We start from the raw sequence: 25,241 nt of genomic DNA, 5'->3' as shown, positions 1-25,241 counted from the left end.
CAAGGTGTTGGATGCGGGTTCTCAGCTGTCGCTGACGGTGAAGCGGGTCAGGCGGTGGGCCGGCTCCTCGATCTCGTCGAGGATGGCCACGGCCATCGTGCCGGTGGTGGTGTGCGATTCGCCATCGGGCGCGTACAGGAGTGCGTCGCCGCCGAGCGTGGGCTTGGTGGCCTCGCCGGGGGTGAATTGCGCAGATGGTGACACACCGACCCAATCAACCTCGGTGACGGTGCGCAGTTGCTCGAGTTGCTTGAGCTGGTTCTCGGGAATGGAGACCCACGCCTCGGCCCCGGGGAGGTTACGGAGGTCTTCGACGAACAGGTGGTTATCCCCGCCTGTGGTGAGGCTGCCGGCACCGAGGATAAAGACGAGTCGGGGAGCGTGTTCGCCGCGTCCCTGGTCAACCAGGGACTGCGTCAGGTCGACGTGCAGATGCGCCTGGTCGGGCGCGGCACCGAAGGCATTGACGACGACGTCGAACCCCGCCAGGTCTTCTGCAGTGAGGTCAAACGCATCACGTTCCAGGATCGCGGCATCGTCACCGAGTACCTCTGCGGCCCTGGCCGGGTTACGGGCTATAGCGGTGGTCTGATGGCCACGCTTGGCCGCTTCGGCGAAAAGGGCGCTTCCGGCGTTGCCTGTTGCTCCGATAATTCCGATCTTCATTGAAACTCCTTTCGTGGGCAGGGGCGACCCTGGGAGCTGCGGTTATGAGTCTCCAATAGGTGGAATCAATTGAAGGAACAACTTATTCCGTGCGCCCAACGCCTGCCTGCGCCCGAGGTCAAACACTTCTGAGATCGGATCGCATCGCAAGGTCAGCGGCTGTCCACGCCATCGCGATGGCGCCGTCGACGACGGCGCGGTCGGCCGTTTCTGTGATGCAGGCGGCCGTGAAATCGGGTTGGTGATTCACCGCGGGGCTGCAGCCGAGATCGAGCATGGGGTGAATGGTCGGTACGACGTGGGAGACGTTGCCCATGTCGGTGGCCGCACCGGCGAAATCGGAGGGGACGGGAGGGAATACGCGCCCGAGGGTTTCGGCATTGGCGCGGTAGAGTTCCAGCAATCCGGCGTCGGGGCGCAGATCCGCGTAGTCCGGACCGGTGGTCGTGGCCGAGAGCTCGCAGCCGGTCGCCGTGGCCCCTGCTTCGAAGCAACGGAGCACGCGTTCCTTCAACGCGGCCAGGGCTTCAGCCGTATCGGACCGGAGGACCCAGTGGCCGCTGCTGTGATCGGGGATGATGTTTGCCGCGCTTCCGGCATCGGAGACGACGCCGGCGACTCTGTCGTCCTTGCTGGTCTGTTGGCGCAGCAGTCCGATGGCAACCTGGGCGATGGTCATCGCGTCGGCGGCATTGATGCCAAGCTCAGGGTGTGCGCCGGCGTGGGCGGGTTTTCCGGCGTATGACACGTTGAGCTGGGTGACGGCAGTTCCGGGCATGGCGGTCATCTCGGCCGTGGCGGGGTGAACCATCATCGCCGCGTCGAGACCGTCGAACGCGCCGCGTTCGAGCATGAGCACCTTGCCGCCGCCACCTTCCTCGCCAGGCGTGCCGAACACGGTGACGGTCAGGCCCAGCTCATCGGCGAATTCGGCCAGCCCCAGTCCCGCGCCGACTGCGGCGGCGGCGATTACGTTGTGGCCGCACGCATGCCCGATGTCGGGCAGAGCATCATATTCGGCACAGATGCCGACGTGCACGGGACCCGAACCGATCGAGGCGCGTACCGCCGTCGGCAGCCCGTAGCAGCCGTGCTTCACCTCGAATCCGGCATCTCCGAGTGCTTCCGCTACCCATGTGCTTGCCTGCACCTCTTCGAAGGCCAGTTCCGGGTGGGCGTGGATTCGATGGGACAGGTCGACGAGGTCGTTTGAGGCGTTCCGGATGCGCGATTCGATGTCGGACCTCACCGTCGACGGGGCCACCGGTGACTGGGCCAATGTTGTCCTGGCCGCCATCACTGCGCCGAACTCGCGGTGGCCGGCTCCGTGGCCGATGACGTCGGCGCCTCCGCTGGAGTGTCGGGCGGCGGAGCGATGTGAACGGACACCGGACGAGTGGCGGCGTCGAAGGAGGCGGTGGACCCGGTGGCACCCATGCCGCTGGAGCGGGCCGGTTCGTAGATGCTTTCCGGACCTCCGCCCTGCCACTGGTTGACCCAGACCACGCCAGCCGGGATGCGGGAAGCCGCGGCAATGTGTTCGGGGTCGTTGCTGTAGACGGTTGCCGCGAGCCCGTACGTGGAGTTCGAGGCACGCTCGAGTCCCTCGTCGAAGGAGGAAACGACGCTCACCGGGGCGACCGGGCCGAAGGTCTCCTCAGTCATCACCAGCATCGAGTCGTCGACGTCAGTGAGCACGGTGGCCGGATAGAAGAAGCCCGTACCGTCCGGCAATTGGCCACCCGTACGGAGGCTTGCCCCGCCGGCGAGGGCGTCGGTGACGTGGTCGTGGACGATCTGCCGCTGCTGCTCATTGACCAGCGGCCCCAGCATGGTGCCGTCGTCGAAACCATTACCCATGGTGTATGTCTCCGCTGCCGCGGCCAGGGCGTCGATGAACTCATCCGCAACGTCCTGGTGGACATAGATCCGTTCCATCGAGGTGCAAATCTGCCCGGTATTGACGAAGGCACCGAAGGCGACGGCTCCGGCCGTGGCCGCGACGTCCACATCGGCGTCGACGATGACCGGGTCCTTGCCGCCGAGTTCGAGGATGGAGCGATGGAGCAGCCGGCCCGTCTCGGCCCCGACCTGCTGACCGGTGGTGACGGATCCGGTGAAGTGGACGAGCTCCACCTGCCCGTGCGCGACCAGCGGTTGACCGGAGCGGGCGTCGCCGAGGACGAGATTCACTACGCCATCCGGCAGGTCGAGCAGTTCGAACAGGCGGGCGGTTGCCAGCGGCGTGCGCTCCGAGGGCTTGACGACGACGGTGTTCCCCGCCGCCAGCAGAGGCCCGAGCGCACCGAGAACCATCGGCACGGGGAAGTTCCAGGGAATGACGACGGCGGCGACCCCGAGCGGCCGGCGGATAATCCGGGTTTGGCTCCCGCCGGGCAAATCGACGGTCTTCTCGAATGGATAGGACAGCGCCTGGCTCGCAGCGGCCTTGAGCCCTGCGGTGCCGGCTTCGATGAAGGAGCGTCCCAGCCCGACCGGTTTGCCCATCTCCCGGCACTCCAGCTCGGCAAGTTCGCCGGCATGCTCGGCGATTCGATCAGCCCACGACTCGATCCGGGCGGTGCGATCGGCCACGGACAGTGAACTCCAGGACGTCTGGGCGGCAACTGCCGCGCCAACGGCGTCGTCGACGTCGTCAGCGCATCCGGCCGGGAGCCGTCCAATGGTCTCTTCGGTGGCAGGGTTGACGAGATCGAGGAACGTTTCGCTGCGCGAATCCGTCCAGGAGCCGCCGATGTGGTGTTGCAGGGTCTTCATGAGTAAGCACTCCTAATGAGGGGTTGGGCGCTGGCGCCGCTTTTGGGGCCGGGTGGCCGGGACCGGAATCGGGATCAGGGCAGGGGGTCAGGCGAGACGGTCTGCCATGAGTTCGCCGGCCATGATGGCGGTCAAGTTCGTGTTGGCCCGCGGAACGGACGGGAAGATGGAAGCATCGATGACGTGGAGGCCCTCGACGTCGAGAACCCTGCACGCCGGGTCCACCACGGAGTCGGCGTCGTCGGAGGCGCCCATTCGGCAGGTGCTGGTGCCGTGTTGCGCATCCCCCGCGGTGGCCAGCAAATAGTCATCGAGTTCGCCGTCATTGTCCAACGCCGCGAACAGCGCCTGGTTTTCCCGCTCGATGGAGCCGTCGAGGATCGATCCAGTGGCCTCGTTGCCCGCCAGCCGAACCAACGTCCGCACCCCATGGCGCAAGCGGGAAAGATCCCGCTCATCCGATAGCATGCGCAAGTTGACCTCCGGCTGGGCGGCCGGGTCTGCCGAGGTCAGAGTCAGCTCCCCGCGCGAATAGTTCTGGTTGAGCCAGACGCCGTAAGCGCCGAACTCGGCACCGGTGTTGGCAGTTGCCATGGCCAGCACGCTCTGGTTCATCGAGACGAACATCAGGTCGTTGACGTGTGCCTCCGGGCCGCTGGTCCAGCGGACACACACGTTGGTGTGCCGGTCATGGGGTGTCTTGTTGGCGGCTTCCTTGGCCAGCGGAAGGGACAGCATGGCCATCGGGTGGTCCTGCAGGCCCTGTCCGACAGGGAGGTCGGCTCGTGTCTCAATGCCGAGGGAGCGCAGCTGCCGCTCCGGCCCAATGCCGGAACGCATGAGAATGGCCGGTGAATGGATCACGCCCGCGCTGAGGACCACGGTCTCGGCGCGCTCGACTACTTCCTTCCCGTCAACGAGGTAACGGACGCCGACCGCGCGGCCGCCTTCGAAAATGACCTTGTCCACCAAGGCGTCGCCCCGGATGGTGAGATTGGAAAGATCACGGGCGTCCTCAAGATATGCGTCATTGGTGGAAACCCGCCGACCGTCCCGGGAATTGATCGGATACGGAGAAACGCCCGTGCCGTCCGGAGCGTTCACATCGGGTGACCGCTGAAAACCGGAGGCCAAGGCAGATGCCGACAGCGCGGCGTCGACGGATCCCCACCGGTCCTGGGGCATGCGGAAGATCGGGGTCGGCCCGCCCCGGCCGTGATACGACTCGTCACCGAACTCCTCGTCGTCCTCCAGCTTGGCGAAGTAGGGGAGCACGTCCTCGGGTGCCCACCCGCTGCAACCCGCCTCTGCCCAGACTGCGAAGTCGGCCATCGGAGGGCGGATTGCGATTTGCCCGTTGACCGACGAACTGCCGCCCACGCCCCGGCCGCGCCAGTATGGCGCGGCCGGCTGCTTGCCAGTGCGGGTGGCATCCAGGCCCGTCCACACCATGCCATCGACGGCTGTGGGATCCATCAGCGCCACGACCGGGTTGGGCGACCGCCATGCCTCGTGCATGTCGGCGGAGCGGTAGTCGCTGCCGGCTTCGAGCAACAGGACGCGTTTACCCTTCTCGGCGGAACGGACAGCAAAGGCCGAACCAGACGAACCGGCTCCGACTACGATGACGTCCCAGCTCTCGTTCGTCATGTTGCTTCTCCCTTGCATAAACTCAAGTAACTGATGGCATTGGGCCGGTTGCGATGGCCACAATGTTTACTATGCGTCACCTCACACGTTCAGTCAAGAATGAATATTCAATTCAACGTGAACTTTTAGGAGTAGCCCGTGTCTGTGCCAACCAGTACCGATGAGAACGGTCTGGAACATGCGCTGATTGAGGACTTCGGCGTCCGTATCGGCGGTGCCATGGGATGGCCGCCGATGGCGGGGCGGGCCGCCGGCGTGCTCATGCTCAGCGAGTCACCGCTGACGCTGGCGCAGCTCCAGGATGCTCTCGAGGCCAGTAAGGGTTCGGTGTCGGAGACGACGCGGCTGCTGATGGTCAACGGCGTCGTGGAGCGGTTCAAGGAACCCGGCCAGCGGCAGTTCGTCTTTCAATGGCGGCCTGACGCATGGATCGGGTGTCTGCAACATCAGGTGGAGGCAACGACCCAGCTCCTGACTTTCGCCCGGGATGCCCAGCAGAAGGGGGCCGACCTTCCGGCGGTGCAGCAGCGGCGGCTGCAGGACATGGCCGACTACTACGTCTTCATCGCGGAGCGGTTGGAAAGACTGCTGTCGGAGTACGTGGAGCGGTGGGAAGGTCAATCACGAGGCGAGGACTAACGGTCGGGGAGAAATGAGAGCGCGTGCAGGAATGGAGCTTTAGCGCTCAGGATCGCGGTCCCATGCTCGGCGACGCATCAATCGCCCGTCCGGTGCCCATCCCCTCCAGCAGTTCGCGGACTGCCGAGAGGCTGTCCACCGTCGGGGACCATCCCAGTTCGGTCCGTGCCCGGGTGGTGTCCATCGGAGGGGTCTGCCGGGCCATATCCACCCATCCCGGATCCAGCGCCACCAGGCGAAGCCGCCAGGCGATATCAACCAGGGCGCGCACCAGCGGCACTGGGATCGGTAGCCAGCGTCTGGCTCCGACTAATGTAGCGACGGCGTGCGGGCCCAGCACCGGCTCTGCGGCAATGTTGAAGGCTCCGGCGGAGCGTCGGTCCAGCACCCGCCAGTACGCGTCCGCCAGATCGTCGGCATGGACGGCTTGGAAAATGAATTCGGCGGGGAATGGCAGCAGCGGGATCCGCAACGTGTGGATGGCAGGCGTGGGCAGCCACCCAATGAAATACCGGGCGATCTGGCTGCCGGCGTCGGGCTGGAAACTCAGGGCCTGCCGGATCCTGGAGACCGTGATGTCTGGATGGGCGGCCTCGAAATCATCCAGCAGTGTTTCCTGCTCACCCTTGAAGCGGCTGTAGTGGGACGATCCGATGCCGCCGGTCGGCCAGTCCTCATCCACCAATCTGTCTTTCGGCCCGGGAGAGTAGGCACCCAGCGAGGTGGCGCACACCACCTGGGATACCCCGGCGTCGGCTGCCGCGGCCAAGACGTGGGCGGTGCCGTCGACATTGATCCGACGCATCGCTGCTTCGTCCCGGTTCGGCTGCAGCACCCAGGCAAGATGTACGACGGCATCGCACCCCTTGAGCGCCTCAACCAGCTCCGCATGATGGCCGGAAGCGACGTCGTGGCTGACCCAGGTGACGCCGTCGTACGGTTCCGCCGAGTCGTCCGGCAACCGCCGGGCTATCCCGACCAGCTGCACCCCGCCGTCGTACTCTGCTGCTGCGCGTTTGAGGCGCCGCAACAGCGCCGTGCCGATGTTGCCGGTGGCTCCCACAATTCCGATGCGCATGCTTTGACCGTAGCAAGGGGGCGTCGGCCCAACAATGGCCCGGTCGACCCCTACCCCGCCAGCGCGGCAGCGCCAATCCGGTAGCGGCTACCTTTGTGCTCCTCGGGCAACTTGTCCCCCTGGTTGAACAGCTTGTTCCGCAGGGTGCCTTGGACGTATTCGGTGGGGTAGGCGCCGCGCTTTTGCAGCTCCGGCACCACGAACTCAATAACGTCCTCGAAGGTGCCCGGTGTGATCGCGTAGGCGAGATTGAAGCCGTCGACGTCGGTCTCCTCCACCCATTCCTGCAGCTGGTCGGCGATTTCGATACCGGAACCCACCATACGGGGCCCGAGGCCGCCGATGCCGGCCGTTTCGGCGATATCGCGCAGCGTCCAGGGCGTGCCGTCGTCGTTGACCTTTTGGAAGTTCGTCACGGCGGACTGGATGGCGTTCGAGTCCACGTTGCCGATCGGCTCATCGAGCTCATGGCCGGACAGGTCAACGCCCATCCATCCGGACATCAGCGCCAGCGCCCCCTCGTTGCTGATGTAGGACTGGTAGTCCTGGTGCTTTGCCTCAGCCTTTTCCGAAGTCTCGTCCGTGATGATGGTCATCAGGGTGTAGATGCGCACTGAATGCCGGTCGCGTCCGGCGGCCTCGACGGCGTCGCGGATCTTTTTCACGGTTTCTTTCAGCCGGGTCTTGGTGGGGGAGCCGACGAAGATTGCCTCGGCGTTTCCGGCAGCGAATTCGATGCCGCGCGGGGAGGCGCCGGCCTGGTAGATCACCGGAGTGCGCTGCGGGGAGGGCTCGCTGATGTGGCTCAGCGGGACATTGAAGTATTTGCCCTCGTGGCCGATGTCGTGAACTTTGTCCGGGTCGGTGAAGACACCGGTTTCGCTGTCGCGGACGACGGCGTCGTCCTCCCAGGAGCCCTCCAGTAGTTTGTAGATGACTTCAAGGTATTCATCGGCGTGATCGTAGCGTTCGTCATGCTCCAGCTGGTCCTTCGCGCCCAGGTTCTGGGCCGCCGACGGCAGGTATCCGGTCACCACGTTCCAGCCGACCCGGCCATTGGTGATGTGGTCAAGGGTCGAGAGCCGGCGGGCGAACGGGTACGGATGTTCGTAGGCGGTGCCGGCGGTGATGCCGAAGCCGAGGTGTTCGGTGACCAGGGCCATGGCAGAGACAAGCAGCGCGGGATCGTTGACCGGTGTCTGGGAGGCGGATCGCACCGCCGCGTCACGGTTGCCGCCGAACGCATCGTAGGTCCCCAGGACGTCGGCGATGAAGATACCGTCGAAGAACCCTTTCTCCAGGGTCTTGGCCAGCTCAGCCCAGTAACGGATGTCGGTGTAATCGGCGGACCGGTCGTCAGGGTGGCGCCACAGTCCCGGTGACTGATGCCCGACGCAGTTCATGTCAAAGGCATTGAAACGGATGTGCCGGCCGGTGTTGTCGTTCGTTGTCATCGCAGGGGCTCCTTCGAATCGGCCCATGGAATGCACATCCTGCCGCATATCTCCGCGCGGGTGATCGCGGGAGAAAAACGCAAAGCTGATGTTTCTCCATCGGTCCTGGCGGTAGCACCTTTTTCGTGTCAGACACGACTTGGTTGCTGCGGCGTCAACGATCCAGGTCTCTCGGCCGCTCGGGATGGTTACAGTCTCTATTTGACCCTATGCGGGCCTCCAACGACAATTTCCGCCGGTCATAATCCTTAACGCAGCATCCACGGCCTGAATATGGCGACACCCCGTATCAGGCTGTATCATTGAGTATGAGCACGCCAACTTCGAACTATGTTGCGGAACTTCATGAAGCACTCCATCGGCGGGGGGATCCCATGAGTCCCCAGGATTTCCTCGCCATCCTCCAGGAGATTGGCGGTGGCCAGTCCGAAGCTCTATCCGCCGGAGAGCGCGAATTCATTCTGGGGCACACAGACTTGACCGAGACCGGCCTGACTGACGAAGCCCGCACGGCCTCACGAATGAAGGCGCTAAAGGGGCGCATCACTGCTGACGAGTCGATAGAGGCCAACTCGCTGACTACTGCTGAGGTTGCGCAGCTGCTGGGACGGCTTGAGTCGAACGTGCGGCGGTCACGTCTAAGCGGCGACCTATATTCCCCGGGCACTGGCGTCGCAGAAAGCACCCTCCGGTTCCCCCGGTGGCAGTTCACCGAAGAAGGGCACGTGGTTCCCGGCCTGCGCCGCCTCCTGCCGCTATTCCCCCGCTATTTCCACCCGCAGTCCATCGAGCGATTCATGACCTCCCCCAACGAGGCCCTGGGCGGGCTTTCACCCGTCGAGTTTTTGACATCCGGCGGGGACGTTGATGCGGTCGAGCAGCTGGTTGACGAATTGGGATACGAGTGAGTTCAGGGAAGCCGAAGAATCCACGGTCCCCTTCACTCCCCCTTTCGCTGGACCCGGCCGAGGTCGTTCGATATACAGGGCCGCTGTGGCGTATCCATACAACGGCTGGAGCGCATCCTGCAGCATGGAATGATCTGCGCCGCTACGGGCCGCTCCCGGCGTTCCGATGGGATCCTCACCCTGTGCCGACGCAGCTGCATCCGCTGGTTGGGGTGTCATACACTGCACAGGACTACGCGACTGTGTTTGCCGAAGTGTTCCAGCGGGACCGTCTAATCACCCTGACTTCGGATAAGACCCTCTCCGGCTGGACGCCCTCACGGCCCTTGGAGCTGCTCGACATCCTCAATAGTGATTGGGCTGTGCGGAACCATGCGTCCGCATCCCTGCCTCAGTCGCCGAAGAAAACGTGCCGGGCGTGGGCGAACGCAATCCGGGAGCAATTCGGCACGAGCATTGACGGTCTGCTCGTGCCTTCCACCATGACCGGAGGCGCTGTGGTCGTGCTTTACTCGCGCGCAGGGACTGCATTCCCCGTCGCCCCGCAGTTCTCCCGCAGTCTTGATCACAGTGACGTCATGACGATGGCAGCTAATACAGCCCGGAAACTGAAATGGCAGATAGTCGTCGCATCCTGACGAAATTCAGCGCCCGGGCGGCAGGCGATCCAGCAGGGAACCCGCGCCGACGACCCTGGCACCCAGGCCGGTGACCCTTCCGCGCAGGCCACGGTCGGAAGTCACGACGGTAATTGGAGCGTCCGGGTCCTCGGCCAGGAAGGACCCGGCCTGGTTAACAATCTCGTCGTCGCCGGAGCCGGCGGCATGGACAATCCACAGCGGATCGCGGTTCCGGCCATGGGATGTGTCGGGCCCTGCTCGGGCAGACCGGCCGCCGTCCAAGGTGTAGCGGCCGGCGGCTGCCGCTGCTTTCGCGGCCCCTTCGAGCACGACGGCGGTCCGCGGCCAGATGCTCCCGGCATTGACCTCGAACATGTCGGCGGCAAACCCGTCGTCGGCTGCTGCCGCCAGGTTCGACAACAGCCGGCCGGCGGCACCGGCACGGTCGCGCCACCAACCGTCCGGGCGGGAACCGACTACGTTGGCGGCGTCGACGATCAGCACCGCCGGGTGCTCCAACAGGGCGCGCAGCCGCGGCCAGTCTTCGGCGAAGTGCGGGTGCAACGGCAGATGCTCGACGTCGGCTGGCGGAACCCACGCCAAGTCCAGGCTCTCGGCGTCGTTCATGCTCGGTTCGAAGGGACGCACGGTGCGTGCGGCAACTGTGGTGTAACTCCAAAAACCCAGGTCCCGGACGCTGCTGAACAAAGGTGTCAGGGCATCGACCGGAACTCCGGCTTCCTCGTGCGCCTCCCGCAATGCGGCATCGACGGCGGCCTCACCTTGATGCCGCGCGCCACCCGGGATCCCCCAGGTGCCGCCGAAATGGCTCCACACTGCCCGGTGTTGCAACAGGATGCCGCGGTCCGGGTCGAAAGCCACCAACCCGGCCGAACCGAACCGCCCCCACATCCGTGTTCCGTCGGGGCCTTCCACCCAGGCGTCTCCGGGATCGCGCGGGCCGGTGCGTGGGGGTGGGCGGTCTGAAGCTGCCATACTCCCAGCTTGCCACGATGCAGGCGCGGGGGCCCATTGGGTCTTGCCGTGAACTGGGATACATTGGCTTCCATATGCGTTGAGGGGACTAGGAACGCATTGGGAGGACACCATGTATCAGATTGACGACGCGGATTCGTTTGCCGGCTGGCGCCGGTTGATCTCGAACTCCTTTGTGCCGCTGAATGCTGAACCTGTCCGTGCCGGGCGGTTCGGCGGGCGTATCGGGGGGCGTCGGCTGCAGGACTTCGGCATGATGCAGGTGGACGCCTCCGCCCACACCGTGGTCCGCACCCCTGAACTGATCGCTGCTGGCGGTGCCGGGCATTACAAGCTCAATCTGCAGGTCGATGGTCACGCACTGTTATTGCAGGATGGTCGCGAAACCGTGATGCGGCCGGGCGATCTGGCCATCTACGACACCCAGCGCCCTTACACGCTGACCTTTGACCAGGACTTCCGCACGCTGGTGTTGATGTTCCCGCAGCACTTGCTTGGACTGTCGCCGGAGGACGTCGCCGAACTCACCGCGGTGCGGATGGGCAAGGGGCAGCGGCTCGGCGACGCCATCGTCCCGTTCGTGAGCCAGATCGGCCACATGCTGCCCACCCTGGACGGGCCCATCGGCAACCGCTTGGCGATGAACGTCGTCGACCTGCTGTCCACGCTGTTGGCGGATGAAATATACACCCGCCCGGATCAAGCCGCAGACGGGAACGTCCGATTGCTGCGCCGGGTTCAACACCACATCGATGCCAACCTCGCCGATCCGTCCCTGACGCCTCCGGCGATAGCGGCCGCGCATTACATCTCCACCCGCACCCTGCATCAGCTCTTCGCCGACAGCGGGCACACCGTGGGGGGGTGGATTAGGGAACGTCGGCTGGAGCGGTGCCGCCGGGATCTGATCGATCCGCTCCACGCCGGCGTCCCGGTCAGCGCCATCGGAGCACGGTGGGGGTTGGTCGACGCCGCGCACTTCAGCCGGGCGTTTCGAGGCGCTTTTGGTGCTTCGCCCTCCCAGTACCGCAAGGTGCAGGGGCTCGCCGCCGCGTGAGCGGACGGACGTGATGCCGTTCGCCAAGGATTCGCCGCTCTCCTGGACAGAATGCGGCCTTACCCAAGGAGTCGCCGCTAGGAACCGGCGAGTTCTCAGGCAAGGGCATAGTTTATGGCGTGGTGGTCAACGACCCACCTAACCTCGTCGGCACCCGCGCCTGAGCTTCGACAAACGCGCACTGGGTGACAAATGCGCTGCCGGGAAAGACAAGACAAGCCGATGTGTTCCGGGGCACAGTTGATGCAAGTGACACAGTCGGCCCGCGCGTCCGCTGCACGGGGGAACAGGAGATGGACATGACCACCGAACTTGATAACCAATTGGGCACCTACCGGGACCTGCTCTCCGCCATAGCACCAAGTGGCGATTCGCGTGAGATCAAGGATCCGGCCACTGGCGAAAAGGTCGCCAATGCCCCGGTGCACACTGCGACCGACCTGGATGCCGCCGTCGTCGCCGCCCGTGCTGCACAGCCGACTTGGGGTGCGCTTTCCCATGCCGAGCGCAGCGAGTACCTGAATCGCGCGGCAGATGCCGTCGAAGCCTCCGCCGAAGCGCTCGCCGAACTGCTCTCCCGCGAGCAGGGCAAGCCGCTGAACGGGCCGAACGCCCGCTTCGAGGTGGGAGCCTGCTCGGCCTGGCTGCGCGCCACGGCATCGTTCGAGATGGAACCGGAAGTGGTGGTCGACGACGGCGAGACCCACGCCGAGGTGCACTACCGGCCGATCGGCGTGGTTGGCGCAATCGGCCCGTGGAACTGGCCGATGATGATTTCCGTCTGGCAGATCGCCCCGTCGTTGCGCATGGGCAACACCGTGGTGCTCAAGCCGAGCGAATACACCCCGCTGTCCGTGCTGGCGCTGGGCGCCGTGCTGAGCCAGGTGTTGCCGAAGGACGTGTTGCATGTCGTGTCCGGCGGACGCGAGGTCGGCGAAGCACTCTCGGCCCATCCGGCCATCGACAAGGTCATGTTCACCGGCTCGACCGCCACAGGAAAGGCGATCATTCGCTCCTCGGCGGACACGGTCAAGCGCGTGACCATGGAGCTAGGTGGCAACGACGCCGGCATTCTGCTGGACGACGTCGATCCAAAGGCGATTGCCCAGGACCTGTTCTGGGGCGCGTTCATCAACACCGGCCAGACCTGTGCGGCGATGAAGCGCCTCTACGTCCCGGATTCCCTCTACGACCAGGTCTGCGACGCGTTGGTCGAAGTCGCCGGGCAGATGCCGATGGGCAACGGTCTGGACGAGAATAATGTGCTGGGCCCGCTGCAGAACCAGGCCCAGTTCGACATCGTCGCCAGGCTCGTGGAGGCGGCCAGGGAAGGCGGCGCCCGCGTGCTGGTGGGCGGCAACCCGGACAGCAACGCCACCGGTTACTTCTACCCGACGACGCTGGTTGCCGATATCGACAACAACAATCCGCTGGTGGCCGAGGAGCAGTTCGGGCCGGCGTTGCCGATCATCCGCTACTCGGATGTGGACGAGGCGGTGAAGATGGCCAACGGGCTCGACGTCGGATTGGGCGCCTCGGTCTGGTCCTCCGACCCGGCCCGGGCCAGGGAAGTCGCCGCCCGGGTGGAGGCGGGCACGGTGTGGATCAACAAACATGGTGCAGTTGATCCGCGGATCCCCTTCGGCGGCATCAAGGAGTCCGGCTATGGGCTCGAGTTCGGTGTCGCCGGCCTCAAGGCCCTCGGTGTCCCGCGGGTGATCAGCCAGTGAGCGGTGGAGCAAGGAGTGTCGACCAGATGAGCACCGATATCGACTACATCGTGGTCGGGGCCGGGTCGGCGGGCAACGTTATTGGCCGCCGGTTGCTCGACGCCGGCAAGCGCGTCGCTGTCCTTGAGGCCGGCGACGATGACACCAACCCCAACATCGAGCACCTGTATAACCTCGGCGCCCTTTGGCACAGCCCGCAGGACTGGGACTACCAGACCACCGAACAGCAGGGGTGCTCCGGGCGGAGCCTTGACGTGCCCCGCGGCAAGGTGATGGGCGGCTCGCATGCGCTGAACGCCACCATCTGGGTCCGCGGTGCCAGGCAGGACTACGACACCTGGGCCTATCTGGGCTGTCCTGGTTGGTCGTGGGATGAGGTGCTGCCGGTCTTCAAAGCTATTGAGAAATACGACGGCGGCGCTTCCGAATCACGGGGAGCGGCGGGTCTGCTTGATGTAGCCGAAGACTATCCGCGCAATCCGGTGCAGGAAGCGATGCTGGAAGGCAGCGTCGAAACCGGGGTGAAGCTGAATGAGGACTACAACTCCGGCGATGTCGAGGGTGTATCGCGGATGCAGCTCAACGTTCGTGACGGCAAGCGTTTCAACACGTGGCATGCGTACCTGAAGCCAGAGGCTTTAAATCCCGACCTCACCCTGCTGACGGGGGCGCATGTCCGCCGGCTGGTGGTCGAGGGCGGGGTGGTCGCCGGCGTCGAATTCGAGCACGACGGAGAAACCAGGACATTGATGGCCCCCGAGACCATTCTCTGTGCCGGGGCGATCAACTCGCCTGAGCTGCTGCTGCGGTCCGGAATCGGGCCCGCAGGCGAGCTTGAGGCCGCCGGAGTGCGGCCGGTGCACGACCTGCCCGGTGTCGGGAAGAACCTGCAGGACCACCTGCTCTCTCCCGTCATATTCGCCACGGGCAGCAGCACGCCCGTGCCCGCGCCGGAGGTGGCTCCGGCCGAGGTGCATTTGTTTGCCAAGAGCCGGCCGGACCTGCCGGTCCCCGACACCCAGCCGATTTTCTTCTCGGTGCCGATGTATTCGCAAGGTTACGGACCGGGGGAGATGACCGGTCCGGAGAATGGCTTCTCCATGCTCGGCGGGCTGGTGCGGCCGCAGAGCCGCGGCGAAATCACCCTGAGCGGTCCCGGCGCGGACGATCCCATCCGGATCGATCTTGGCGCACTGTCCGAGCGGGCCGACGTCGACGCCCTGGTCGCGTCGGTGCGGCAGTGCCGGGAAATCGGACGGAGCTCTGCTCTGTCGGTATGGGAAGCCGAAGAGATCCACCCGGGACGGGAAGTTTCGGACAGCGACGAGGATCTGGAGCGGTACGTGCGCGACTCGGTGGTGACGTACCACCATCAGGCCGGCACGTGCCGGATGGGCCAGGACGTGGATGCGGTGGTCGACCCACGCACGCTCAAGGTCCACGGTCTCGACGGGGTGCGCGTCGCCGATGCTTCGATCATGCCGCGGGTGACCACCGGCAACACCAACGCGCCAACCATTATGATCGCCGAACGCGCTGCTGTCCTGCTGACCGGCGAAGACCTCGGCAGCTGACCGGGGACGGCGGGTGGCGGATCCAGACCGCCCGCCGCAACCGGCCGCTCCTACAGGTTGCGCTCGGCGTAGACGGTTATCGCGTCGCGGACGAATTCCGCGCCCGCCTGGCCGCCATAATTGGCCGCGAAGCGTGGATCGGCGACGTACACCTCGCCGAGGCCCACGAAGTACTCCTTCGTCGGGCCGCCCCGCGAAGCGCCGGGCGTGCCGGGGATGCCGGCCAGCCAGTCGAACTGACGTTGCGCCAGCTGCTGAGCCTCGCCCGAATCCGGGTCGACGCCGCGGTCCGCGGCCGCGCTCCAGTCCGAGCACAGTTGCTGCATATTCCGCTGCCATTCCGACTTCTCGTCGTCGCTCATGGAGCGCCACCACTTGTCGCCTTCGGCGTAGGCATTGGCACCCCAGCGCTGCTCGACCTCCTCCTTGTATTGGGTGTGGTCGAAGCCGTTGAACATATCTTCTGCCATGAGTTGTTCACCTCCTTCCAGTTTCTCCAAGGTGTTCGTTACTGACGTGATCTGTCGCCCGATGCGCTCCTGCTCGGCCCGCAGCCACCCCAGATGGGTGCGCAATGCCCCTGTCGCGTCACCGCCACTGCGGTCCAGCACATCCTTGATGGCCGGCAGCCCCAAGCCGAGTTCGCGCAGCAGCAGGATCCGTTGCAGCCGCACCAGCGCATCGGCGTCGTAGTGCCTATAGCCGTTGAACCCGGTGCGGCTCGGTGCCAACAGGCCGATGTGCTCATAGTGGCGCAATGTCCTGCTGGTGGTGCCGGTCATCCGGGCGATGTCCTGGATGGGCCAGTCCACCTCTCCGGGCACGTCCGCAGGCTTCCAATCCAGTCGGGGACCGGTGTTCATGGCCGCCCACCTTTCGTCTCGAAGAACATCCGAAATTCACATTAGGGGTTGACGTGACGTCAATGTCAACGCTTCGTTGGGATATTGGTTTCACGAGGTTCGATCGGGCAGTCGGGGGCATAGAGAAATCAAATTCGGGGGCACAAAAAGGAGGGCCGGGATGACCCGGCCCTCCTGCCTGTCGCAGCTGTAGTGCTCAGCACATGTGTCCCACTGCCTATTTGGAAGCAGCTGCGAACGCCCTAGCTGGGAAGCAGCTGCGGGTGGAACTTTTCGGTGACGTCCGGATGGGCGCGTGCCCGGCCCTTGAGCATGTTGGCGCCGAAGCTCGAGAGCATCGGGTTTGAGGGATCGTCGGTGCGGCCACGCGAGGCCGATTGAAGCTGGTCGGGGAGTGGAACCGGGTCGATGACCGCGTCCAGGCGGGGAGCCCAGAAGAAGGGCACCGAGTAGCGGTCGACGCCGGGCGGCGGCGCGGTGACCCGGTGGACCGTGGCCGTGATGTAGCCGTCGGTGGCGACTTCGAGCATCTCGCCGAGATTGACCACCAGCGCGCCCTCTATTGGCTCAACCGGCAGCCATTCGTCAGATTCCGGCGGTCGCACCTCGAGCCCGCCGATCATGTCCTGAAGCAGCAGCGTGACGAAGCCATAGTCCGCGTGGACTCCCACGCCCTGGTCGCCTGCATCCTCCACGACGCCGCCGACGTAGTGCACCAGCTTCCCCATCCAGTGCGGAGTGTCGGCGAACGGTTCGTCGAAGTAATCCTCCGGCAGCCCGAGTCCCACGCCGATGGCCGAGAGTAGCTCCTGGCCAACGTACGACATCAATTCGGCCCAGGCCATGGCATTTTCCCGCAGGTCCGGCTGCACCTCGTCCGGCCACTGATTGGGGCCACGGAGCAGCCAATACTGCTGATCCTGCGGGTAATCGGTGACAGGTGCACTCTCCGGCGAGTAGTCCAACTGTTCGCGAGCGTCCGTCCGGCCCTGGGTGACTTCGGTGCCCATCCGGGTGTAGCCGCGGAAATGCGGTGAGTTCCGGTTGTCCAGTTCGAGCCGTTCCTCCAAGGGCAGGTCGAAGAAGCGTTTCATCGAATCGAGGAGTCCGGAGACCTGTCCCTCCGCGGCGCCGTAGCCGGTGATTTGGAAGAAGCCGACCCGATGGGCCGCATCGCGCAGCTGGTCGATGAACTCCGGATTGAAGTTGCCGTCGGCCAGCCGGGCAGTGCTCATATCCAGGACGGGAATTGTCGCCTGAGGTGCTTTCATGCTGGCAGGCTAGCACCGGCGGCCCCTAAGCGAAGCATGAACGTTACGGTTTAATTCTTCTGCCCCGCACCGGTGGCGCACATTCGACTGTCCTCACCATCCATTGGGCGGGATCTGCCGTATAGGAAGGGGAAGTTCCGGCAAATACTGACTCCTCGGCACGAAAAGGTGGATAGTGACCAATCGATGGTCCCGGTACGGCCCGGCGGATGCCCGTGCCGGTGATAGCAGGTTCCCGGAACGGAAATGAGTTGGATTAAATGCCGACGCCGGCACCCCTTGTTGAGTGCCGGCGTCGGACAGGTCTTCACGCGGGTCTCGATACGCTCGTTCCTCGCTTGGTCGACCACCGCTTGGTTACGCGGCCATGGCACCTTCGACCACGCCGACGTCGACCCGGAGGCTGTCGCCGTCGAGCGTGACGCTGACGTGGCCGCCGTCGTCCAGCTCGGAGGCGACCAGCAGGTCGGCAATCCGGTCGTCGAGCTCGCGCTGGATGACCCGGCGCAGCGGCCTGGCGCCGTACTCGGGCTCGTACCCGGCCTCGGCGATCCAGTCCACGGCCTCGTCGCTGATACTCAGCCCGATGCCCTGCGACTGCAGTCGTGCCTCGGTGCGCTGCAATTGCACCCTCACGATCTCGCGCAGCTGATCCTTCTCCAGCTTGCGGAACAGCAGGATGTCGTCGATCCGGTTGATGAACTCGGGCCGCATGGTCTCGCGCAGCCGGCCCATCACTCGGTCCCGCATGGCCTTGTCCGAGCCGAAGCCGTCGCCGGCGTCGCTGTTCGGGGTAAAGCCCATGGCACCGATCCGGCTGGCCAGGAACTCGGAGCCGACGTTCGAGGTCATGATCACCACGGTGTTCCGGAAGTCCACTGTGCGGCCCTGGCCATCGGTGAGGCGGCCGTCGTCGAGCACCTGCAGCAGCAGGTTGAACACGTCCGGGTGGGCCTTTTCGACCTCGTCCAGCAGCACCACCGAGTACGGATTACGGCGCACTCGTTCGGTCAGCTGGCCGGCCTCGTCGTAGCCGACGTAGCCCGGGGGAGCGCCGACCAGCCGGCTGACGGTGTGCCGTTCGCCGAATTCACTCATGTCGAATCGCAGCATCGCGTTTTCGTCGCCGAACAGCGACTCGGCCAGCGCGCGGGCTAGCTCGGTCTTGCCAACGCCGGTCGGTCCGAGGAACAGGAAGCTGCCCACGGGCCGGTTTTCGTCGCCCATGCCGGTCCGGTTGCGGCGCACCGACTTCGCAATGGTTGTCACGGCGTCGTCCTGTCCGATGACCCGCTGGTGCAGGTCGTCCTCGAGCCGGCCGAGGCGCTCGCGGTCGCCTTCGGTGAGTCGGGCCGCCGGGATGCCGGTGGCGCGGGAGATGATTTCGGCAATATGGGCTTCATCGACCACGGAGTCGACGGCGGACTGGCCGACGTCGTGCTGCAGTCCCTCTGCGCCGCTTGCTGTGCCGCCCGTCTGTTCAGCGGCGGCCAGCTTCTGCTTCACCGACTCGATTTCGTCGCGCAGCCGGGAGGCCTCCTCGTAGTTTTCTCCGGAGACCGCCGCACCCTTGGCAGACTCGAGCGAGGTGACCTGCTCGCGCAGCGCCTCCACGTCGACCTTGGGGCCGCGCTTGAGGCTAAGCCGGGCACCGGCCTGGTCGATCAGGTCGATCGCCTTGTCCGGCAGGAAACGGTCGGTGATGTACCGGGAGGACATGTCGACGGCGGCGCGCACGGCATCGTCCGTGTACTGCACGCCATGGTGCTCCTCGTAACGGTCCTTCAGTCCGGCCAGGATCCGGACGGTGTCCTCGCTGCTCGGTTCGCCGATCATCACCGGCTGGAAGCGGCGCTCCAGGGCGGCGTCCTTTTCCACCTTCCGGTACTCGGCCAGGGTGGTGGCGCCGACCATGTGCAGTTCGCCCCGGGCCAGCCGCGGCTTGAGGATGTTGGAGGCGTCCATGCCGCCTTCGCCTGAGCCGCCTGCGCCCATCACGGTATGCAGCTCGTCGATGAAGACGATGACTTCGCCCTCGTGCGAGCTGATCTCGTCCATGGTCTTGGTCAGGCGCTCTTCGAAGTCGCCGCGGTAGCGGGTGCCGGAGAGCATGGCGGGCAGGTCGAGGGAGATCACGCGCTTGCCGTGCAGCTGGGCGGGGACACCGCCGTCGACGATCGCCTGGGCCAGCCCTTCAACGATGGCGGTCTTGCCGACGCCGGCCTCACCGATCAGCACCGGGTTGTTCTTGGTGCGTCGGGCGAGGATTTCCACGGTTTGTTCAATCTCGTCAGCACGGCCGATCACCGGGTCCAGGCCCTTGTCGCCGGCGAGGGCCGTCAGGTCAGTGCCGAACTGGTCAAGCATCGGCGTCTCGCTGTTCGATCCGCCTTGCCGGGTCGATGCTCCGGGCTGCCCCTGCGCTGCTTCCTGGCCTGCGGCCTGTTGCAGCGACTGCGGCGTCACGCCGTGGGCAGCGAGGACCTGTCCGGCCGGAGCGTCCTGGTTCAGCACGAATGCGAAGAACATGTGCTCCGGGTCGATATAGGTTGAGCCGAACGAGCGGGCAACCTGATAAGCGTCCAGCAGGGCGCGCTGTGCCGGGGACGTCAGCGACGGCGCAGTGTCGATGGTTTCGTTGGTCTTTTCCGGCAGCCGCTGTTCCGCATCGCGAGCGATGGCCGCCGGGTCGCCGCCGGTGTGGCGGATGGCCTCGTTGGCCGGTTCCTGGCCGAGCATCACACGCAGGATGTGCAGCGCATCGATTTCGGCATGACCGTGCTCGACGGCGAAACGGGCCGCCTGGCTGAGCACCTCATGTGAGCGCCGACTGAGCAGACGGGTGATGTCGATGGGGCGCTGCGAACGGGCAGCACCTTGGCCCTGCAGGTAGCGGGCCAGGAATTCGTCGAATGAGCCGCTGTCGGAAGCTGCGGATCCAAAGAACGATGGCATCTAGTTCCTCCATAAAGAATATTGAGCGGATGTCACTAAAGTTAACGCTTCATGTCCGAGTATATTCCAACTTCGAGGAAAAGTTGAGTGTGAGTGGCTCAAGTCATGGCCGAGGGCGCAGTTGACCGCCGCTCGATTACTGGACGATGATCAGGGCATGGACCCCTTGAGCAGCCGCGTGATTCTACGCCCGTCGGACCTTCAGCAGAGCCAGGCTTTCTATCGTGATGTTCTGGGTCTGGCCATTTCCCGGGAGTTTGGCGACCCGAATGCCCCGGGGCTGGTGTTCTTCATGGGCAACGGCTTGCTCGAGGTCTCCGGACAAAGGGATAACGCGGGCAACAACGACGGCGGTCCGGGTCACCTTGAACTGTGGGTCCAGGTCAGGGACGTGGCCGCGGAGCACCGGCGGTTGGACGAAGCCGGTGTGACGGTACTGCGCGGTCCGCAGACGGAACCGTGGGGACTGGTCGAAATGTGGATCGCCGATCCCGATGGCGTGCGGATTGTGCTGGTCGAAGTCCCCGTGGACCATCCCATCCGCCGTGACCAGCGCGGGTTGTAAGCGGCTCAGCGGGGGCTGCTGCCGTTCGTCAGTACGCGGGCGGCGTACGTGAGTTCCACGGTTTACCGACCCCTCATGCGTCCCCGGTGGCCGCAACACAGTAGCTGGACTCGTCCAAACCGGACATCGTCGGGTCGTAATCGAGGTCCCCGATCTCATACATCGACGACATCCAGTGATAGAAGTTGTCGCCCCGGGCACGCAGCCGTTCATACAGGTCGGCAAGCATCGCGTTCCGGGTGTCCGTCAGCAGCGGGTCGTCATTCCGATTCTGTAACTCGTCCGGGTCGGTCTGCAGGTCATAGAACTCATTGACCGACTCGGGATTGACGATCAGCTTGTAACGGCGCCCCCGCAGCATGCGCTGCGCGATCGGGAAGTGGTGCCCGTGGAACTCGCACACCACGTGGTCGTCCCAGGCAACGTCCTCGCCGCGCACCAGCGGAAGCAGTGACCGCGAATCCACGGCCGGTTCCGTGTTGAGTCCCGCCAAGTCCAGGTAGGTCGCGGTCAGGTCCTGCAGGGTGACGAATTCGTCGCGTACCTGCGGGGTGCAACCGGGTACCCGGATAATGCCGCCGGTACGATAGATGTCGTCGTACATTGCCGGCCCCTTGTCGTGCAGGCGGTGCGAACCGGTGAATTCTCCGTGATCGGAGCTGAAGGCCACAGCGGTGGTATCCGCCAGGCCCAGTTCGTCCAAGGCTCGCAGAATGCGTCCGAACTCCTCGTCGATCATCGTTACGTACCCCCAGTACACTGCGATGAGTTTGCGGGACTCTTCCTCGGTCATGGAGTCGAACGCCCAGTGCCGGGAATAGTTCTGCTGCACGGGCGGCTTGTCCGCGAAGTTCTCGGCAACCGAGGGCGGCAGTACTACGTCGGCGGGATGGTACATGTCGAAGTACTCATCCGGGACGATGTAGGGCAGATGCGGTCCGGAGAAGCTCGAGACGAGAAAGAACGGGGCCTGTGTCGCATCTATGTCGTCGACATAGCGGGTGAGCATCTCAATCGTACGATCAGCCAGGTAGTGCTCGAAAGTTGCTTCCGTTGGTTGTTGCAACCGGGCCGCCAGCAGGTTCGACTTCTCGCCGTTGGGAAATGTTCCGCGCATCTGATTAGTGATCCGATACGGCGGGTAACCGTGTTCCTCCAGGTAGCGCAGATAATCCGGGTGGTCGACAGGGTTATGCCACCCCGGATAATGCTCGGCATCGAACCCGAAATCCGCCGCGGTGCGATTTTCCCCAACATGCCACTTGCCAACGAGACCGCAGTTATACCCATTGGCACGCAGCTCCTCCGGCAGGGTCCACTGCTCGTCGGGCAGATCCTCCATGTAGCCGACGTTGCGTTCGTGGTTGGCAAGCAGCTTGTGCCGGAATGGTGCCGCGCCGGTGAACAGCGATGCGCGGGCGGGTGTGCAGATTGCGGTGGGCGTGAACCACGAGTCGAACCGGGTGCCGCTGGCCGCCAAGGCATCAAGGTTCGGGGTCCGGCAGATCGTGCTGCCATAGCAGCCCAGCGTGTCCACGCGATGTTGATCGGTCATCAGCATCAGCATGTTCTTCCGCTGAGTGTTGGATACGCCGGTGGGGTGGCCGGCCTGCGGACGTGCGTCCTCGCTCATGTGTTACCTGCTCTTTCAAAGGGTCTTTGGCGTGCCCCGACGACGGCTCAAAAGATGTCGTCGGTGCTGACGTCGTCGGGTGCGGGCCTGGCTGGGCGGCGGGGATCAGTCGGCAAATTTGTCCATCTGTTCCAGCTCGAGCCCCTTGGTTTCGGGTACGAGTTTCCACACGAAGAAGATGGACAGCAGCGCGACGGCGGCGTAGATGCTGTAAGTGGAGCCAATGGACCATACGGCGAGCACCGGGAACGTCAACGTCACTGCGAAATTGGACATCCATTCGACACCGCCGGCGACCGACGTGGCGGCGCCGCGCATCCGATTGGGGAACATCTCGCCGATCAGCACCCACATGATAGGGCCCCAGGTGCCGGCATAGGCGAAGACGTAAAGGCACAGGGCCACCAGCGCGAGGACGGCGCGGATCGGCGAGTTCGCCAAGTCGGGGGCGCCGTCGACCTGCGGCGCGGTGAGCATCGTCAGCGCCGTGACCACCAGGGCGGCGAACATGAAGATCGAGCCCCACATCAGCAGCGGGCGCCGGCCGATGCGGTCGATCAGCAGCATTCCGGTGACGATCGCGGCGATCTTCACCGCGGTAAGGATCAGTGTCTTCTGCAGCGCGTCCTGTGCGTCGAACCCGAGGGTGGAAAAGATGGTGGTGGCGTAGTAGAAGATCGCGTTGATGCCGACCAGTTGCTGCAGCGCGGCCAGGCCGATTCCGATCCACACGATGCGCTGAATTCGGGAACCGCTGCGGCTCAGAAGCGACTTGAAACCGCCACCCTTCGCGCCAGACTTTAGGGACTGCGAGATCTCGCCGATCCGGTCATCGACAGCGTGCTCTCCGACGGTGCGGGCGAGTACCTCACGGGCGCGTTCGATGCGTCCGTGCGCGATGAGGTAGCGCGGTGATTCCGGGATGAGCAGGGAGGCGACCAGGTAGATCACGCCGCCGACCGCCACGGACAAAAACGCCCACTGCCATACCTCGAGACTCAGCCCCAGCATGGGCAGCTGCGACGTCGACAGTGGCCGATCACCGCCGGGATCCGGCGCCGCGCCGAGCATCGCCTCGCCGAGGAGCCCGCACACGAACAGCCCGATGATCAGCATGAACTGCCGGAGGGAAACGAGCATCCCCCGCATCTGAGCCGGGGAGGTCTCGGAGATGTATGCCGGCGCGATGGTCATCGCGGCGCCCATAGCCATTCCGGAGAAGAGCCGCCAGAATAAGAACATCGCCATCGACGAACCGATGAAGGCCGTGCCCACCGACGAGACGATGAACAGCACCGCGGCAACCACCATGATGGTCCGACGGCCGACGCGGTCGGACAGCCGTCCGGACAGGAACGCGCCCAGCACGGCAGAGAGGACGCCGAAGGCGATGGCGAACCCGAGCATGCCGGGGCCCGCACCAGTGTGGAAGCCCAGCGCGCTCTTGACGACGTTCAACGACATCGCGTCCCAGCCGAACATGAGGCCCGAAATGGACGCCGCGGTCGCCGCCCCTATGGCGTGTCGACGTGCCTGTGGTGGGACGGGGGGACTCGCATCAGCGGGAGGCGCCTGAGTCGGCGTCGTCGATACGGATAGGTGATCGGATTCCCCGGGCATAAGATCATTGCCTTTCGTGTCGTGATCCATGTAAATGGGTCGTCACGGACGTGGATGTGAGTGTGTGAAGGTGAGTGCCGCCCCGAGGACCCCTGCGGTGCCGTCGAGCCCGCTGCGTCGCACTGAGGCGGCTCGGAAGCGCTCTCCCATGCTGCGCGTGTAGAGGTGTTCGACGGCTGCCAGTAGCGAGTCGTCGGCGTCGAGCAGGTCGCCGGAGAGAATGATTTCATCCGGGTCGATGAGGGTGGATGCGATGACCAGGACATGTGCTATGGCCTGGGCTACTCGGTCCAGGAGCGGGCCGAGGCGTTTACGATCCTCGGCCAGGGCTTGGTGCAGATCTGCCAGGGTCACGATGCCTGGTTCGCGATTGCGGCACTCGTCGAGGACTGCCGGTGTCGACGCGATGGTCTCCAGGCAACCGCGTTTGCCGCAGCGGCACGGAGCACCCTCGGGGTCAACTTGCACGTGGCCCAGCTCCCCGGCCATGCCCGTGGCCCCTCGATCGAGTTCTTCGGCCCGCACGACGGCGCCGCCGACGCCTTGAAAGCACCTCAGGTGCAGGGTGATGTCGGCCGGGTTCGAGGCCGCCGTGTGCTCGGCAAAGGCGGCATAGCGGGTTGTGTTGTCCACCTGAACTTCCACGCTGAATGACCGGCCGAGGTCGGCGACGATCGGCTCCCATGTTTCGACGTCGAACTGAGGCAGCGGGACGGGACCGGAGATACCCAGGCCGATTCCGCGCAGAGCCGGCAGCGTGGCCGGCAAGTCCAAGGCGCCGACCACTTCCTGCACGATGGCGCGGCGCTGGTCCCAATCGATCGTGTCGTCATGCTCCCTTGCGGACAGGGCGAGCTGGTCGCCAAGCAGGCTCAGCCCTACCGCACGCACCATGCCGTGCGCCAGGTCCACACCGATGGAACGGACGACGGTGCGATCGATCTCGACCCGTTCGGTGGGACGTCCGCGGCCGGGTTGCTCGTCGTAGCTGGCGACGACTACGACTCCTTCGTCAACTAGACGTCCGATGACGGCGGAGACTGTGGAACGGCTCAGCCCGGTGATATCGGTAATCTGGGCGCGCGTGACAGCGCCCTTATTCCGAAAGGTTTTGACGACCTCGGCTTCCCGAGGGTGCGCCGACGCCAAGTGGGGCTCCGCTGTGACCATGAGCACAGACTAAC

20 protein-coding genes and 1 riboswitch are annotated in these 25,241 nt (G+C 64.8%); of the genes, 7 read left to right on the top strand and 13 right to left on the bottom strand.

Going from position 1 to position 25,241, the window contains the following annotated elements; translation table 11 throughout:
- Positions 1-21: 21 nt before the first annotated feature.
- The 4 genes from H535_RS0109725 to H535_RS0109710 all read right to left on the bottom strand — a co-directional run bounded on the left by H535_RS0109725 (position 22) and on the right by H535_RS0109710 (position 5,094).
- Positions 22-666, bottom strand: coding sequence for an NAD(P)-dependent oxidoreductase (locus H535_RS0109725; RefSeq protein ID WP_026819395.1), 645 nt, complete (start codon positions 664-666; stop codon positions 22-24).
- A 118-nt stretch (positions 667-784) separates the two neighbouring features.
- Positions 785-1,963: an amidohydrolase gene (locus tag H535_RS0109720; protein ID WP_051298943.1), complete on the bottom strand. Its 1,179-nt coding sequence runs from the start codon at positions 1,961-1,963 to the stop codon at positions 785-787.
- A complete protein-coding gene (locus H535_RS24595) occupies positions 1,963-3,444 on the bottom strand; it encodes an aldehyde dehydrogenase family protein (RefSeq protein WP_081416571.1) in 1,482 nt (493 codons plus the stop codon). The genes H535_RS0109720 and H535_RS24595 overlap by 1 nt, the downstream gene beginning before the upstream one ends.
- A gap of 87 nt (positions 3,445-3,531) precedes the next feature.
- Positions 3,532-5,094 carry a GMC family oxidoreductase gene (locus tag H535_RS0109710; RefSeq protein ID WP_026819393.1) on the bottom strand — a complete coding sequence of 521 codons (1,563 nt, stop codon included), beginning with the start codon at positions 5,092-5,094 and terminating at the stop codon, positions 3,532-3,534.
- 138 nt (positions 5,095-5,232) lie between these two features.
- Between H535_RS0109710 and H535_RS0109705 the strand changes: the two genes are divergently transcribed.
- Positions 5,233-5,733, top strand: coding sequence for a GbsR/MarR family transcriptional regulator (locus tag H535_RS0109705; protein WP_026819392.1), 501 nt, complete (start codon positions 5,233-5,235; stop codon positions 5,731-5,733).
- 46 nt (positions 5,734-5,779) lie between these two features.
- Here the strand turns inward: H535_RS0109705 and H535_RS0109700 are convergent, their stop codons facing one another.
- Both H535_RS0109700 and H535_RS0109695 read right to left on the bottom strand, forming a co-directional pair.
- Positions 5,780-6,811: an NAD-dependent epimerase/dehydratase family protein gene (locus tag H535_RS0109700; RefSeq protein WP_026819391.1), complete on the bottom strand. Its 1,032-nt coding sequence runs from the start codon at positions 6,809-6,811 to the stop codon at positions 5,780-5,782.
- Positions 6,812-6,861: 50 nt separating this feature from the next.
- The gene (locus tag H535_RS0109695) at positions 6,862-8,265 is read right to left on the bottom strand and encodes an LLM class flavin-dependent oxidoreductase (RefSeq protein WP_026819390.1); all 1,404 of its coding nucleotides are present in this window, start codon (positions 8,263-8,265) and stop codon (positions 6,862-6,864) included.
- 93 nt (positions 8,266-8,358) lie between these two features.
- Positions 8,359-8,456: riboswitch (SAM riboswitch) on the bottom strand.
- A 183-nt stretch (positions 8,457-8,639) separates the two neighbouring features.
- Here H535_RS0109695 and H535_RS0109690 point away from each other — a divergent pair.
- Both H535_RS0109690 and H535_RS28370 read left to right on the top strand, forming a co-directional pair.
- Complete coding sequence (locus H535_RS0109690) at positions 8,640-9,173, top strand: MbcA/ParS/Xre antitoxin family protein (RefSeq protein ID WP_026819389.1); 534 nt, start codon at positions 8,640-8,642, stop codon at positions 9,171-9,173.
- Positions 9,170-9,811, top strand: a complete 642-nt coding sequence (locus H535_RS28370) for an RES family NAD+ phosphorylase (protein ID WP_026819388.1) — start codon at positions 9,170-9,172, stop codon at positions 9,809-9,811. The genes H535_RS0109690 and H535_RS28370 overlap by 4 nt, the downstream gene beginning before the upstream one ends.
- A gap of 6 nt (positions 9,812-9,817) precedes the next feature.
- On the opposite strand, the gene H535_RS0109680 is transcribed toward H535_RS28370, so the two are convergent.
- Positions 9,818-10,789, bottom strand: a complete 972-nt coding sequence (locus tag H535_RS0109680) for an NUDIX domain-containing protein (RefSeq protein ID WP_026819387.1) — start codon at positions 10,787-10,789, stop codon at positions 9,818-9,820.
- Between the two features lie 112 nt (positions 10,790-10,901).
- Between H535_RS0109680 and H535_RS0109675 the strand changes: the two genes are divergently transcribed.
- From H535_RS0109675 to H535_RS0109665, 3 genes are all read left to right on the top strand, one after another.
- Entirely contained in the window at positions 10,902-11,846 is a 945-nt protein-coding gene (locus tag H535_RS0109675; RefSeq protein ID WP_051298939.1) for an AraC-like ligand-binding domain-containing protein, read from the top strand.
- A gap of 323 nt (positions 11,847-12,169) precedes the next feature.
- Entirely contained in the window at positions 12,170-13,576 is a 1,407-nt protein-coding gene (locus tag H535_RS0109670; RefSeq protein WP_026819385.1) for an aldehyde dehydrogenase family protein, read from the top strand.
- A 26-nt stretch (positions 13,577-13,602) separates the two neighbouring features.
- Positions 13,603-15,150 carry a GMC family oxidoreductase gene (locus H535_RS0109665; protein WP_026819384.1) on the top strand — a complete coding sequence of 516 codons (1,548 nt, stop codon included), beginning with the start codon at positions 13,603-13,605 and terminating at the stop codon, positions 15,148-15,150.
- 50 nt (positions 15,151-15,200) lie between these two features.
- Here the strand turns inward: H535_RS0109665 and H535_RS0109660 are convergent, their stop codons facing one another.
- The 3 genes from H535_RS0109660 to H535_RS0109650 all read right to left on the bottom strand — a co-directional run bounded on the left by H535_RS0109660 (position 15,201) and on the right by H535_RS0109650 (position 20,239).
- Positions 15,201-15,962, bottom strand: coding sequence for a MerR family transcriptional regulator (locus tag H535_RS0109660; RefSeq protein ID WP_026819383.1), 762 nt, complete (start codon positions 15,960-15,962; stop codon positions 15,201-15,203).
- A 293-nt stretch (positions 15,963-16,255) separates the two neighbouring features.
- On the bottom strand, positions 16,256-17,284 hold the full coding sequence (locus tag H535_RS0109655) for an isopenicillin N synthase family dioxygenase (protein WP_026819382.1): 1,029 nt from the start codon (positions 17,282-17,284) through the stop codon (positions 16,256-16,258).
- A 357-nt stretch (positions 17,285-17,641) separates the two neighbouring features.
- Entirely contained in the window at positions 17,642-20,239 is a 2,598-nt protein-coding gene (locus H535_RS0109650; protein ID WP_026819381.1) for an ATP-dependent Clp protease ATP-binding subunit, read from the bottom strand.
- A 157-nt stretch (positions 20,240-20,396) separates the two neighbouring features.
- Here H535_RS0109650 and H535_RS0109645 point away from each other — a divergent pair, with 157 nt between their 5' ends.
- The gene (locus H535_RS0109645) at positions 20,397-20,804 is read left to right on the top strand and encodes a VOC family protein (RefSeq protein WP_026819380.1); all 408 of its coding nucleotides are present in this window, start codon (positions 20,397-20,399) and stop codon (positions 20,802-20,804) included.
- Positions 20,805-20,877: 73 nt separating this feature from the next.
- Here the strand turns inward: H535_RS0109645 and H535_RS0109640 are convergent, their stop codons facing one another.
- The 3 genes from H535_RS0109640 to H535_RS0109630 form a co-directional block, all read right to left on the bottom strand.
- A complete protein-coding gene (locus H535_RS0109640; protein ID WP_051298937.1) occupies positions 20,878-22,437 on the bottom strand; it encodes a sulfatase family protein in 1,560 nt (519 codons plus the stop codon).
- A gap of 105 nt (positions 22,438-22,542) precedes the next feature.
- A complete protein-coding gene (locus tag H535_RS24590) occupies positions 22,543-24,057 on the bottom strand; it encodes a sugar porter family MFS transporter (RefSeq protein ID WP_281171237.1) in 1,515 nt (504 codons plus the stop codon).
- A gap of 42 nt (positions 24,058-24,099) precedes the next feature.
- Positions 24,100-25,227, bottom strand: coding sequence for an ROK family transcriptional regulator (locus H535_RS0109630; RefSeq protein ID WP_026819378.1), 1,128 nt, complete (start codon positions 25,225-25,227; stop codon positions 24,100-24,102).
- Positions 25,228-25,241: the final 14 nt, after the last annotated feature.

Origin of the sequence: Arthrobacter castelli DSM 16402 (assembly GCF_000430705.1) — a bacterium.
Taxonomy (GTDB): Bacteria; Actinomycetota; Actinomycetes; order Actinomycetales; family Micrococcaceae; genus Arthrobacter_C; species Arthrobacter_C castelli.
Note: the sequence above shows the minus strand (reverse complement) of the source record. Positions and strands in the feature narration are given on the sequence as shown.